The organism is Bradyrhizobium sp. P2_E8, assembly GCF_056403875.1.
Genome location: NZ_JBFUES010000077.1, coordinates 1 through 13,854 on the forward strand (window position 1 = coordinate 1; position 13,854 = coordinate 13,854).

The window sequence follows — 13,854 nt, forward strand, 5'->3', positions numbered from 1 at the left end:
TCTCCGTATAGAGCAGCGCCCGCCGCGTGAGATGACGGTGGAACACCCGGCAATGCCGGTCGGTCCAGTCCATCATGGGCAAGTTTAAGCTAGCTCCAGCAATCACTGTCCGATTGGAGCCCAATCAGAGAAAGGTTCGTCCGTCACCCCTGCCCGATGATTCCACCCATCGAAAAGCAGTGGGGCGGAGAGAGTGGGAGTCAAACCCACGATTTTCGATCATTCCACTTCGAGCAATTCAGAGTACTGCCTTTGCATCCACGCCAAAATTGATCGCAGACAGCGAAAACTCTTGATGCGGCGGGCGCGCTTCTCAGAGGTTGTGACCTGGAAACGGCTGTCGGCCTACAGGGGCTGAAGCCACGGTCGCACACCGTCGAACTCAACTCATCGATGAAGAATTCCAGCATCTATGAGACGATTCTTCGCGCTTCAAACATAGGAAAAGCCGTCGAGCGGCCGGCACAATCGACGCGTAAATCCCTCAGCGCGAGTAATTCTCTTTGATGGATCTGAAGCGTATCGAGCTTCGGTCGTGGTCAGGCTGCTGCCCTACTTCGTCGAATCAAGTGTCGGAAACTGCCGCGGACAACGCGCCCGCGCAGTTGGCCAACTCGAACCAGACGGCATTGAAGGGACGAACTCGCTCCTAAGCAGCAACAAGAATCTGTCCTCCCGAGAACTGCGTTCCGGCCTTGAGGGCCGTCTGGCCAGCAACCAGGCGGGATAGCCCTAATGGCCTAGTCCGCTCGGATGCTAGCGATCAATTGGTGTGTGGGACCGTCAGCGTCTCGCCTCGGAAGGACTACCCGAACGGATGTAGCCGATGTAATGGCTGCCAGACGAAGCGCTATATCCGAACTGACGACTGGGCTTTCGACCTTCCCGGGATGACATTCTGTCTGGAGTGCAGAACCCGTCCGATTGCATGGAGCGATTGCGATGAGGGAGGCCACGATGGATTTTTCGCGGATGTCGGATGGGATCCGGCTGCATCACGCCTCTCATCGGCACGATGGGTACGATGGTGACGACGAAGCGGGTCCGGCACCGAACGCCCCGTTCCTGACCGACGCGGTCGGCGGTAGCGCCCTGGTCCATGGTCCCGGCCCGTTTACAGGTCAATTTGCAGGTCCTGGAGCGCACCCCGCGAGCGCGAATACCCAGCACAATGACTCCGACCCGATTCAATCAAAACATCTCACATCGGGGGTCGACACGGGCGGCCACGCCGGCAACCACGCTACGGCGGGTCTGGATGTTTCGTCCACTACGCCCGCTTCCGGCGCATCACATCCCGGGATGGGCGTCGCTTCGGTCGAGAGTGGGGCGAACACGGCCGGGAATGGCGGGACGGCTACTCTTACGGAAGTATCATTCACGCGTCCCTGTTGATCTATGAACCGATCAACATCTCGGTGAGCCTGGGATACGGCTCGGTCGCCCTGGCCAACCAGTCCAACAATTTGAATGTCGATCAATCCGCCTTTCAGATGGCCGGCGTCGGCGGCCATGGCGGCAATGACAACATTGCATCGGGAGGCAGCATCAGTACTTCCTTGACCGCCGGCGTGATCGCGAGCGGCGACAACGGCGCCGGAAACGGCGGCAGCGGCTATTTCTCGGGTGCGATCGTGGACGCTCCCGTGGTGATCTATCATCCGATCAATATAGCGGTGGCGGCCTCGGGCGGCTCTGCGCATGCAAGTCAATCGAACACGGTGGACATCGATCAGTCGGCCACTCAGATCGCGGGCGTCGGCGGAAGTGGCGGAAATGGCAACGTGGCCGCCGGCGGCAGCGTCATGACGCTCGATCCCAGCTGGGGATCAAGCAACGGAGGGGGCGTCCCCGACGTTCAAACCGGCGGAAGCCAGGCCGGCAATGGCGGCGACGGCGCGTTCTACGGCGGGCTCGTCCATTCCTCCGTCGTGGTGTACGACCCGATCAACATCGCAGTCGCGGGCTATGGCTCCAACGTTCATTCGGTCCAGACCAATGACGCCTACGTGGATCAATCCATCATTCAGATCGCCGGCATTGGCGGGCACGGCGGCAACGCCAACGCCGCGGCGGGCGGCCATGCAAGCCTTCTTTCCCATGGCTTGTGGGGCGGCTCAGACACGATCGCGACCGGTTCGAACGGCGCAGGCAATGGCGGCAACGGATATTTTGCCGGCAGCCTGATCGATGTCAGTGTCGCGATCTATGCACCCATCAATATCGCAATTGCAGGTCCCCATTCGACGGCCGTAGCCGACCAGGTCAACAACGTGCACATCGACCAGAGCGCGATCCAGATCGCCGGACTTGGCGGGGACGGCGGCAACGGCAATCTCGCGCTGGGTGGCGATCTTTCCGCCCATCTTCTGTCGGATCTTCACCTGTTGGGATAGCGATACATCGCGCCGCTCGCACAAGCCCGATTACGAGCTGCGTCGACACTCCGCGCATGCAAGCTCGCGCTGCGGGCCCTCCAGGATGTTTCGAGCTCCGGTGTTGCGCGACGAATGTCGTACTTTCGTACGTAGGCCCGCCAAACCGGATGGTGTCCGATTTGACATCTATCGCCATCGCGCGTGGGCGGATCAGACTTGCCGCGCGCGTCCGCCTGATCGGGATGGATGATGCACGAAAGCCAACAGAAACAGGGAGGCCCCAAATGTTGCCTAAAGCGATCCACATCTCGGACTCGATCGAATTCAAATCGATCAACACCGGTGGTCAAAGCGTCGGAAATGGCGGCGACGGCACCTTCAAGGGAGCCATCATCAGCAAGCCGACGCTCAACTTCGATCCAACCAACAAGGCGGAAGGTGCCGACGTGCACGTGAGCACCGGCGATCACGTCAAGCAGACGGCAGATTGGGATGCCGGCGGCGCCAACGCGAAGGCCTCGGTGTTCTCGAAGGCCCATGGCGGAGACGCCGAGTCGAACGGAAGCCAGAAATCCTACAGCGGTTACGATACCTCCAAGGTCTACGCCAATACGGATGCGACCCAGATCAACAAGGTCTCGGTCGACCAGCACCAGGAGGTCGTTGCCGGCATCGGCGGCAATGGCGGAGACGGCAACGCCGCGGTGGGCGGAGAGGTGAGCTTCCATCTCGATGCGTTCTGACCACCGGCTCGTCCGACTGGCAGGACCGGTGGCCGCCGCCACCGGTCCTGACGTTCGAACCGATACCCCGCCGATACCGTTGGCAGATTACGTTGGCCATCGGTCAAGTGCGCCGGACCTCGATTTCAGGCGGTGACGATCATGCTGATGCCGCCCATTCGGCTCCCCATCCTGCCGCAGATCGGGACGCCACTGCACGCGGCCCTCCGGTCCTGCGCGGGACCGCTCGGTCTCGTATTCGCGTATAGCTGCAGCTACAACCTGCTTCTGTTTGCGCCCTCCATCTATCTTCTTCAGATCTACGACCGGGTGTTGTCGAGCCGGAGCGGCGACACGTTGCTCCTGCTCACGCTCATTGTCGCGATCACGGTGGTCATCGGCGGCGTGTTCGACGCATTGCGGCGCGCCGTCCTTGGACGCCTTGGCGCCTGGATCGACGATCGCCTTCGTCCTTGCGTGCTTTCGGCCGGCCTCGAATCGGCGCTTCGCAGCGATTGGACGCAGGCGTCGGGCGCATATCGGGATCTCACCGTGCTGCGCCAGTTCGTCGAGTCCGGCGCATGTACGATGCTGTTCGACGCGCTCTGGGCGCCCTTGTTCCTCCTTGTCCTCTTTCTGATCCATCCCCTGCTTGGCGTGGTGGGCGCCTGCTGCGTCGCCTTCCTGTTCGCGCTCACGGTTGCCGGAGAGCTGGTCACGGAAGACGCTCTGCTCAGATCCGGCGCCGCGCTGTCCAGAAGCTGCGGCCGCCTCCAGACTGCAGCGAGCAACATCCACATGATCCGAGCCATGGGAATGCTCGACAACGCTGCGCGTATGATCCACCGTGACGCGCAGCACGCGCGCAGAGAGCACGATGTGGCACTTCGGCGAGGCGAGATCGTCTCACTGGCCGCCAAGCCGGTTCGCGCGCTGTCGCAGGTCCTGATCATGGGGGCCGCCGCGTGGCTCGTCCTCGATCACGGGAAGAGTCCGGCAATCATCTTTGCTGCCACGCTGATGTTCAGCCGGGCGCTCGCGCCGGTCGAAAGTGCGGTCGCAGGCTGGAAATCACTCGTGACGGCCGTGAGCGCCTGTCAACGGCTCGGCGCACTTCTCGCCGCATTCCCCGTCGCCCGGCAGCAGAGCGCGGAGGTTTCTCCGCTGCAGGCGCAAAGCGGCCTCGTCGTCGACAATGTTGGCGTGAGGCTTGCGGGGACCAACCATCTTCTCCTGAACGGCGTCTCGTTCAGCCTCATGCCCGGAGAATGCCTTGGCATCATCGGTCCGTCCGGGTCGGGCAAGTCCTTGCTCGGCCAGGTGATCGCCGGGCTGTCGATGCCAACGCATGGCCGTGTCGTCCTCGACAATACCGACGTCTCGCTGCTTCGCGAGGGCCGAAACGGCGACCGCCTCGGRTATCTCCCCCAGGACATCAACCTGCTCGGCGACACCATCAACGACATCATCGCACGCCTTGAAGATGCCGACCGGCGGAAGGTCATCGAAGCGGCCAAGCTCGCCGGTATCCATGGGGCGATCATGCGCCTACCGCTGGGTTACGACACGGTGGTTCAGAGCGAAGCGACCTTCTCGCGCGGGTATCGGCAGCGCCTCGGTCTTGCCCGCGCCTTTTTCGGCAGTCCACGTCTCATCGTTCTCGACGAACCCAACGCCAGCCTCGACTACGGGGGCGAGCGAATGCTCCTGGATGCCATCGCGCGCATGAAGCTCGCAGGCGTCATCCTTGTCGTCGTCACTCACCGGATGGGTCTTCTCGCCGCCACGGACAAGATTGCCATCATGGAGGACGGTGCGGTCGCCGCGTTCGGCGACAGCGAGGACATCTTTGACCAGCACCTGAGCCGACCCCAGGTTACTTCGCAGATTGCGCCATGATCTGGAACTCTCTCACCATCTGGAAGATTCCCGCCGTCTCGAGGCTTCCCATGATCTGGGACCAGCTCATGCGAGCGCCGGCAAGCCCCCCGCCCGCCCGGCGATTTGGCGTCGTGGTGACCGCAATCGACGATTTCGAACCTCTGGAATTTCCATGGTGCTCGACGCCCACGCCGACCTCTCCGCGCGGAAGGCTTCGCGGCATCACCGTCGCGGGCAATCTGCTGGTGCTCTGCTTCATGCTGGGGCTTGGTACATGGGCGAGCCTCGCGCCTCTCGAGAGCGCCGCGATCGCGTCTGGCGTCCTGGAATCGGAATCGAGCCGCAAGACGATCCAGCATCTGGAAGGCGGTATCGTCAGGAAGATCCTGGTTTCGGATGGCGATATCGTGCGCAGCGGCCAAACGCTGATCGCGCTGGACGACACCCGGGCCGGCTCGGAGATGCAAAGCCTCCAAGGTCAATTTTGGGACGCAGCTGCTCGTGCCGCACGGCTTCAAGCCGAGCAGCAGAGATTCGAGAGGATCGCAATCCCGGACGCGCTGGAACAGGACAGCAGGCAGAACGGAGTGGCCGCCGCTGCGGTGTCGGCGCAGCAGTTCATTCTTCAGGCACGCACGCAGGTTCACGAGTCGCAGCTTGCGGTCATTCGCGAACGAAGGCATCAAGTCGAGAAGGAGATCGAAGGTCTCAAAGCTCAGGGAACCGCCACCGGGCAGCGGGTCGACATCGTTCGGGAGGAACTGGATATGGTCGCGACCCTCGTCAACAAGGGGCTCGAACGGCGGCCGCGGCTTCTGAACCTGCAGCGGGAGCTGGCCGACGTCGAGGGCCGCCGCGGCGAGATCGCCGCGCAGATTGCCCGCGCCGGGCAGGTCATCAGCGAACAGCAGGCCACATTGTTCAAGCTCGAGAGCGAGAGGCAGAACGAGATCGCACAGTCGCTTCGTGAAGCACAGAACCAGATATTCCAGCTCCGCGAGCGGTTGCTTGCGGCCAGGGATCAGCTATCGCGAACGGAGGTCAAGGCGCCCGAGGACGGCGTGATAACCGATCTGCGGGTTCATACAGCCGGCGGTGTCATCGGAGCAGGTGCTCCGCTCATGGACCTAGTGCCCCGGCAAGACCGTCTCATCGTAACTGCGCGCCTGAGGCCCGAGGACATCGATGTGGTTCATCCCGGCCTCAGTGCCGAGGTTCACCTCGTACCGTACAATCAGCGTCGCGTGCCTCGCCTGAAGGGATCCGTCGTGCACGTATCCGCAGACCGGCTCCTCGACAAGCGTACCGACCAGCCATACTACGCGACCAAGATCCGGATCGACGATGGGCAGATCGCGGCAAACGACATCCAGATCGTCCCCGGCATGCCGGTTCAAGTGTTCATCACGACCGGGCGCGGCACCGTGGCTCTCTACGCGCTCAGGCCCCTGCTCGACAGCTTCCGTGGTGCATTCAGAGAGGACTAAAGCGCGATGAGATTGGGATGAATCGTCATCGCGCTTTAGGTTGTTGTTGGATCATGATCTCCACGCAAACGCGTTCCGCGTTTGTCGCGAGGGAAAACCGCTGCGCACCTTGCGCTAACGCGGCCCTCCGGGTCCGGACCATGCTTTAGGTCTCCGGCATTAGAGCCGCGCCGGGGTCGTGATCGCGACTCTGCGCGGGCAACCGGCCGCGCCAGCGGAGGACGGCTTCCGTGCGATTGTGCGCAGCACATTTCCTCATGATATGCTGAATGTGCATTTTGACTGTGCTTTCCGAGAGGCCCAATTTGGCGGCGATCAGCTTGTTGGGCAGGCCGAGCTCCAGTTCCGCCAGAACCTGTTGCTCACGAGGCGTGAGATCGGTCACGCTCCTCCTGTCGATAGCCATTCTGGCTCCCTCGTTAGTCAGATATGCGGGCACAAGCCCGCGCGCATCCGGTGGCTCGAAATCCGGTATCCTGTTGATCCCGGCCACGGGCAACGGCCTGTAGGCGCCGCCGACAAGAACAAGGCGCAGGCCAGCTATGGCGATCTCGATCGGTAGCGAGGTGGAAAGAAAGCCACGCACGCCCCGCTGCATCGCGGCCTGCACGGCCGGTTCGTCGTCATGGTTTGAGAGGACAACAGTGGCGGCGTTGGGACAGCACTCCGCAACGAAGGCGAGATCGTCCTCAACCGAGGGATCGCCGATGGGCTTGTCCGCGATACTCAGCATCACCAGACGAACATCGCGGACTAACGTGCAGTCCAGGCCTTGGACCGTTGCCATGTCAAGGATCTCAAGTTCGTCCAACTCCCTCCTGAGGACGTGCAGAATGCATGTACGAGGCAACACGAGCGGCTCGATGATCACCAGAACCGGCAAGTGAAGCGATTCATTGAGCCGCTTTGAAGTGTTGATTATGTCGTGCATGATGCCCTCGAGATGAAAAGAATTTCCGCTATATTCCCATTCCATATTGCGTCTCCCGTGCTGCTGCATTCATCCTGAATGCATCATCACGAGAGCGGCGCAGTGCCGCCGTTAGTGCCGCATCCACTGCGGGATCACTTGACACCTGGGTGGAAATTCTTTCCGCTCAAATCATTTGGGCGTGTACCGCACGGTGGCGCAGTCGACGCATCCCTAATTGCAGATATTTCGATACGCCGTTGAGGCCGCCGACCCTGACCTACCGTCGACGACGTATGCTTCATCCTCCTTCACGAGATACAGAAACGGCCTCTCTCCAGTCTCGCCGCCTGACGCGCTTCTTCCTTTCACGCGCCCGCAAATCGTATCCACGCGGCGTCCAAGCATGTTCTTTCGCATTGCGCGCTTCACGTCGCTGAGTTCGACCGTTTCCGGATCCCCTATCTGCGTCGCGATCGCAACCTTCGCCTTGTCCAGCGCAGGATCCGACATCTCCGCGGTCCGTTCGGGTGCCGGGACGCTGATCCTCGTCCGCGGCGACGCCGCTTTGGCAAGATCGGTCGATCCGCGTTTCTTCGGAGTTGATGTCTTGCCGGGCCTTGCCTGCGTCGCGGAATTCGATCTGACAACCGCAGGCTCTGGCGCCAACGCAGTCGGCATTGGCTGCGCGGGTTGGGCGACAGCGCCCCTGTCGAAACAGGGTCGTGACGCGCACCCGAGGAAATACCCCCGGGAAGGCGCGAACCAGCCAAAGCCGATCAGGACTCCTGCCAGCACTCCGACAAAAAGCAGTCCCATCCGATTCCCCTCCTCGGGAGCTCGGCTCGCACTCGTAACTAGGACTAATTCCGCGCTGGTGATCTATCTGTTGCGCAAAAGCATTAAGCGCCCATTAAGCGCGCGCCGTTGTCCGGCCCATGCCTGGATGGACGAATTGGATCGGACTCCAGACCCGTGCCGCGATGATCGCAAAAGGCCGATCGTGAAAGCAATCATGGCCGATTTGGTCCGCTCTCAGACCATTCTGCAACTTGCGAGTTCGTCCGAAGGTTTGCACCACCAAACGCTGCCAATCGCCGACTTAGGCCTTCAGGTAAGTTTCGGAGCACGCACCAGCTTCGCACCAGAACCGGCGTAAACGAAACGCAACGAAAGCACTTGGACCCGAACAAAACCGCAGGAGATCAACGGAGCTGACCAATCTTCGGCCGCTCATAACGGTCTGGTTGCAGTTCCACGGGGTCGATCTCCCGGCCGACATGCGTAGCTGAACCAGGAAGAAGCCGTGACAGCTGTTTCGCGGCTGTCACGGTCAATGAACAATCAAGAAGGATATTACATGCGCCTCGTTATCGGATCCGACCACGCCGGCTGGCCGCTCAAGTAGACTGTCATCGACCACATTCGCAGCCTCGGCCACGACGTCGTCGATGTCGGCTCCTATGACGACAAGCCTGTCGACTTCCCCGACATCGCGCGCCGTCGCGCAGAAGGTGACGTCGGGCGAAGCCGCGCGCGGCATCATGGTTTGCGGAACCGGGGTCGGCGCTTCGATCGCGGCCAACAAGATGAAGGGCATCCGCGCGGCGGTCTGCCACGACGTTCATTCCGCACATCAAAGCGTCGAGCACGACGACGTCAACGTCATGTGCATCGGCGCGCAGATCGTCGGCGCCTGGCTCGCGGTGGACCTCGTCTCGTCCTACCTCACCGCCGAATTCTCCACCGACGAGGATTTCCGCCACCGCGTGGAGAAGCTGCGCGTGATGGACGAGCAAGGCTGACGGCCTGTCCGCCATGATCCTGGTGTTCGGGTCGCTCAACACAGATCTAGTCGCGCAAGTGCCCGTCATCCCTGGCCGCGACCGGACCGTGCTCTCCCCCTCCTACCAGACGCATTTCGGCGGCAATGGAAGAACGATCCTAGCGAGTTGCAGGGTCGCAAATGGTGGACTTCGGAGGAACGGGGCGGCGATGAGGTCGAAGCGTCCGCCCGAGACGCCAATGTAGACCATTTCATCGCAGCGAGCGCCAGTATCGACCGACTGCCTCATGGCCCACGCGTCGGCAGCTACGTCATCCGAACCCAGGCGCCTTTGTGTGTCGCGGACTTCACGGCAGCATCGATGAACTTCACGCCTGCTAGACCATCCTCAACGGTTGGGAAGATCACCTCAGGATCTGGCTTCTGGCCGGCCTCTGCCGCGTGGATGGCGCGCGCTGCCTCGGCATAGATGGTCGCGAAACCTTCAAGGTAACCTTCGGGGTGGCCAGAGGGGACACGCGTAACGCGACTCGCCTCGCCCAAAACGCCGGCGCCGCCCCGGGTCAGGAGCTGCTTCGGCCGGCCGTAGGGCGTGAACCAGAGCTGGTTCGGATTCTCCTGCGACCATTCGAGGCCGCCTTTGCTGCCGTAGATGCGTAACGTGAGGGCGTTCTCATTGCCGACGGCGACCTGACTCGCCCAGAGCATGCCCTTGGCGCCGCCTTTCCACCTGAGGAGGATCTGGACATCGTCATCGAGGCGCCGCCCCTCGACGAAGGTCGACAGTTGTGCGAGCAATTCGTCGAGCTTGAGCCCGGTGACGAAGCAGGCGAGATTGTAGGCGTGGGTGCCGATGTCGCCGATGCACCCTCCGGCGCCGGACCGGGCTGGATCCGTGCGCCACGCCGCCTGCTTGTGGCTGCTTGCCTCCAAACGCTCGGTCAGCCAATCCTGGAGATATTCGGCCCGGACCAGCCGGATCTCGCCGAGGTCGCCATTCGCGACCATGGCGCGGGCCTGCCGGATCATGGGATAGCCCGTATAGTTATGTGTCACCACAAACACCTTGCCACTCTTCTTGACGAGCGCCACCAGCTCTTCGGCCTCCGCGACCGTCGTCGTCAGCGGCTTGTCGCAGATCACGTGGATTCCGGCTTCAAGGAAGGTCTTCGCGACCGGGCTGTGCATGTGGTTTGGAGTTACGATCGAGACCGCCTCGATGCCGTCCGCTCGCGCGGCTTCGGCTTTCGCCATCTCCCCGTAGGAGCCATAGGCGCGATCGTCCGCAATGCCGAGCTCCCTCGCCGAGGCCTTGGCTCGAACAGGATCGGACGCGAGCGCGCCGGCAACCAGCTCGAACCGGTCGTCGATGCGAGCGGCAATGCGGTGGACCGCGCCGATGAAGGCCCCCTGTCCGCCGCCGACCATGCCGAGCCGGATACGAGCATGACGGCCCGTCTCGTTGCTTGCTTTGATCGTCATTTGCTCCTCCCGCTCAGGATAGGCCCAGCATCTTACGGTTCGCTGTATCGTCGGTGCCGGCGCCAGCGAAATCGTCGAAGGCTTTCTCGGTGACGCGAATGATATGGCTTTTGATGAACTCGGCACCCTCACGCGCGCCCTGTTCAGGATGCTTCAGCGCGCACTCCCATTCCAGCACCGCCCAGCTGCCGTAGTCGTGCTGCGTGAGCTTCGAGAAGATGGCGCCGAAATCGACTTGGCCATCGCCCAGCGAGCGGAAGCGGCCGGCACGATCGATCCAGCTTTGGAACCCGCCGTAGACACCCTGGCGGCCGGTCGGATTGAACTCGGCGTCCTTGACATGGAAGGCTTTGATGCGCGCGTGGTAGATGTCGATGTAGTCGAGGTAGTCGAGCTGCTGCAGCACGAAATGCGATGGATCGTAGAGCAGGTTCGCGCGCTTGTGGTTATTCACCCGCTCGAGGAACATCTCGTAAGAGACACCGTCGTGCAGATCTTCACCCGGGTGTATCTCGTAGGCGAGATCAACGCCGTGCTCATCTGCATAGTCAAGGATCGGTCGCCAGCGCTTCGCGAGTTCGTCGAAGGCGGTCTCGACGAGGCCGGCCGGACGCTGCGGCCAGGGATAGATGTAGGGCCAGGCAAGTGCGCCTGAGAAGGTCGCATGCACCGTGAGCCCGAGACGCCTGGAGGCCAAGATCGCGCGCTTGACCTGGTCCACGGCCCATTCGGTGCGCGCCTTCGGATTGCCGCGAACCTCAGGTGCAGCGAAGCCGTCGAACGCCGTGTCATATGCCGGATGAACGGCGACAAGCTGTCCCTGGAGATGGGTCGAGAGTTCGGTAATGGAAAGGCCGTGCCGGGCCGCGATCCCCCTCACCTCGTCGGCATAGTCCTGCGACTCCGAGGCTTTCTTCAGGTCCAAGAGCCGCCCATCCCAGCTCGGAATCTGGACTCCCTTGTAGCCGAGCGAGGCGGCCCATCCGCAGATTGAGTCGAAGGAGTTGAACGGCGCCGCGTCCGCAACAAATTGAGCGAGGAATATCGCTGGTCCCTTGATCATCTTCATCGAATGCTTCCTTCTCCCCTGGACGCTCCAGCAGCGCGCGCCCGCTGAGTTCGACCCTCATCAAAACTCGCCTCCCCTTGCTGGTTCCAGGAGACAGAGCGGGCATTTCACCCCGATGTCCAGATCGGGCAATCGCATCTGGGGACTGTCCCGGCTTCAGAACGTCTCCCCGGCCCACAACGCCATCGCCTCGAGGTCGGACAGCGGCGCCGGTCGCTCGACGCGCGAGCGTACTGCAATCTCTCCGCCTTCGACGCCGGCCTTTAAGATCGCGTGCTTCACCTCCAACGCGTGACTCGCCAGCGCTCCGGAGGAGCGGTGTGGCGTGCCGCGCAGCACCGCACTTGCGAGTTCGGCGACGCCCAGGCAACGATAGTTGGCCTGGTTCGGTATGTGATCGGCCCAGTTTGGCGACCGCCAGTTGGGTTTCCCAAACGGCCGGTCGTCGGCGGGGACCGAGATCCAGTCGCCACCCTTCTCGGTGTATTGTATGGCGCCGCCGAAAAAATTGGGGTCCGGTACGCGCAGCGAGCCCTCGGTGCCGTAAAGCTCGATCGGCGGATGTCCGTGTTTCCAGACGTCCCAGCTCATCGCAAGGACGATGTCGGCGCCCGACTCGAAATGCAGCAGCGACATGATAGTCGTCGGAGTTTCAACCGCGACGGTCTTTCCGTTCAYCGGCCCCTTCGAGGTGACGAGCCGCTTAGCGAAGCCGGCGCTCGCACGCCCCTGAACCATTGCAACGGGACCCAACAGGTTGATGAGGGCCGCAAGGTAGTAGGGCCCCATGTCGAGGATCGGTCCGCCGCCCGGCTTGAAGAAGAAGGTTGGATCGGGGTGCCAGTGCTCCATGCCATGCGACATCAAAAAGCAGGTACCGTAGAGCACTTTGCCGAKCCGCCCCGTATCGACGAACTCGCGTGCCATCCGTCCGCCGCCGCCAAGGAAAGTATCCGGCGCGCAGCCGAGCTTCAGACCGCGACGCGCTGCTTCCGCGACCAAGGTCGCGGCGTCGTTGGCCTCCACCGTGATCGGCTTTTCGCCGAACACATGCTTGCCGGCGTTAATTGCCGCATGACTCACGCCGTAATGCGCGTTCGGCGTGGTGAGATTGACGATGATCTGGATATCGGGACGCGCCAGCAGCGCCTCGATCGACAACGCCTCGATGCCGAACTGCGCCGCCTGGGCTTGCGCGGCCTCGGCCCGCAGGTCGGCACAGGCAACCAGATCAAGATCGCGGAATTTCGGCAGGTTGTGCATGTAGATCGTCGAGATGTTGCCGCAACCGACAATGCCGACTCCGAGCTTGCTCATGATCCCCTCCCCGTCACGCCCAAGCCGCCACGGTCTCGCGCGCCCGGCGCGCGAAGCGGGCGACGTCGCTCGGCTTGTCGTGTTCGGCGACAAACAGGGAGACCCCGGCCTCAGTCATCGCCGCGCGCAGCGCCTGCCAGTCCATGATACCGTGGCCGGGATCGGCCCATCCGTCCTCGTCGGCGCATTGTCCCGAGGGTGCGAGGTCCTTGATGTGGCAAGCGACCAGGCGCCGCGCATGCTTCTTGATCTCGGCGACCGGATCGCCGCCGCCGCGCACGATCCATGCGAGATCGGCCTCCCAGACGAGGTCGGGGGCCTCCTCGAAAAGGCATTCGAGATAGGTCTTGCCGCTTCCTGTGCGGCCATATTCCCAATGATGATTGTGCCAGCCGAACTTGAGCCCCTCGCCGGTCACCGCCTTGCCGATCTCGGCAAGCTCACGCCCAATGTTGCGCCATTCCTGCTCTCCGCCCTCGCGCTCGCCCAATGGTGGGGCCGGCGCAAAGATGGTCCCGATGCCGAGTCCCTTGCACATCCTCGCCGTGCCGACCGCATCCTCACGCAGTCGGTCGAGGCCGACATGGGCGCTGGGCGCAGTCATCTTGTGAACATCGACGAGCCTCTTCAGCGTCTCGGGATCGTTGAACAGTCCGCCCCAGGGCTCCACCATCGTGTAGCCCAGGTTGGACAGCAGGGCGAACTGCGCCTCGAGCGGGGTGATGGAGCGGGCAGAATACAGCTGGATAGAAAATCGGTCGATCGGCTTGATCATGTCGCGCTTTCGGCAGTTGGAGGATCTAGAGGCGCTGTCCGCTTATC

General features: G+C 62.3%; 10 protein-coding genes and 1 pseudogene. 6 read left to right on the plus strand and 5 right to left on the minus strand.

Annotated elements, in window-relative coordinates:
• Window positions 1-1,493: 1,493 nt before the first annotated feature.
• The 4 genes from AC1D00_RS06760 to AC1D00_RS06775 all read left to right on the plus strand — a co-directional run bounded on the left by AC1D00_RS06760 (window position 1,494) and on the right by AC1D00_RS06775 (window position 6,468).
• The gene (locus tag AC1D00_RS06760; RefSeq protein ID WP_477010125.1) at window positions 1,494-2,396 is read left to right on the plus strand and encodes a hypothetical protein; all 903 of its coding nucleotides are present in this window, start codon (window positions 1,494-1,496) and stop codon (window positions 2,394-2,396) included.
• 266 nt (window positions 2,397-2,662) lie between these two features.
• Window positions 2,663-3,121: a hypothetical protein gene (locus AC1D00_RS06765; RefSeq protein ID WP_025575093.1), complete on the plus strand. Its 459-nt coding sequence runs from the start codon at window positions 2,663-2,665 to the stop codon at window positions 3,119-3,121.
• Between the two features lie 141 nt (window positions 3,122-3,262).
• Window positions 3,263-4,999: an ATP-binding cassette domain-containing protein gene (locus AC1D00_RS06770; protein ID WP_029677341.1), complete on the plus strand. Its 1,737-nt coding sequence runs from the start codon at window positions 3,263-3,265 to the stop codon at window positions 4,997-4,999.
• A 50-nt stretch (window positions 5,000-5,049) separates the two neighbouring features.
• Window positions 5,050-6,468 carry an HlyD family type I secretion periplasmic adaptor subunit gene (locus tag AC1D00_RS06775; protein WP_477010126.1) on the plus strand — a complete coding sequence of 473 codons (1,419 nt, stop codon included), beginning with the start codon at window positions 5,050-5,052 and terminating at the stop codon, window positions 6,466-6,468.
• Window positions 6,469-6,613: 145 nt separating this feature from the next.
• On the opposite strand, the gene AC1D00_RS06780 is transcribed toward AC1D00_RS06775, so the two are convergent.
• Entirely contained in the window at window positions 6,614-7,444 is an 831-nt protein-coding gene (locus tag AC1D00_RS06780) for a response regulator transcription factor (protein WP_477010127.1), read from the minus strand.
• Between the two features lie 340 nt (window positions 7,445-7,784).
• On the opposite strand from AC1D00_RS06780, the gene AC1D00_RS06785 reads away from it, so the two are divergent.
• Together AC1D00_RS06785 and AC1D00_RS06790 are read left to right on the plus strand one after the other, a co-directional pair.
• Window positions 7,785-8,537 carry a hypothetical protein gene (locus AC1D00_RS06785; RefSeq protein ID WP_477010128.1) on the plus strand — a complete coding sequence of 251 codons (753 nt, stop codon included), beginning with the start codon at window positions 7,785-7,787 and terminating at the stop codon, window positions 8,535-8,537.
• A gap of 255 nt (window positions 8,538-8,792) precedes the next feature.
• Window positions 8,793-9,183: pseudogene (locus AC1D00_RS06790) on the plus strand (RpiB/LacA/LacB family sugar-phosphate isomerase).
• Window positions 9,184-9,470: 287 nt separating this feature from the next.
• Here AC1D00_RS06790 and AC1D00_RS06795 read toward each other — a convergent pair.
• From AC1D00_RS06795 to AC1D00_RS06810, 4 genes are all read right to left on the minus strand, one after another.
• On the minus strand, window positions 9,471-10,646 hold the full coding sequence (locus AC1D00_RS06795; protein ID WP_477010129.1) for a Gfo/Idh/MocA family protein: 1,176 nt from the start codon (window positions 10,644-10,646) through the stop codon (window positions 9,471-9,473).
• Between the two features lie 13 nt (window positions 10,647-10,659).
• Window positions 10,660-11,715, minus strand: coding sequence for a sugar phosphate isomerase/epimerase family protein (locus AC1D00_RS06800; RefSeq protein WP_135174026.1), 1,056 nt, complete (start codon window positions 11,713-11,715; stop codon window positions 10,660-10,662).
• Between the two features lie 156 nt (window positions 11,716-11,871).
• Window positions 11,872-13,032 (minus strand): Gfo/Idh/MocA family protein, encoded by a 1,161-nt coding sequence (locus AC1D00_RS06805; protein WP_477010130.1) that lies wholly within the window; start codon window positions 13,030-13,032, stop codon window positions 11,872-11,874.
• A gap of 13 nt (window positions 13,033-13,045) precedes the next feature.
• Entirely contained in the window at window positions 13,046-13,807 is a 762-nt protein-coding gene (locus AC1D00_RS06810) for a sugar phosphate isomerase/epimerase family protein (protein ID WP_477010131.1), read from the minus strand.
• Window positions 13,808-13,854 lie beyond the last annotated feature (47 nt).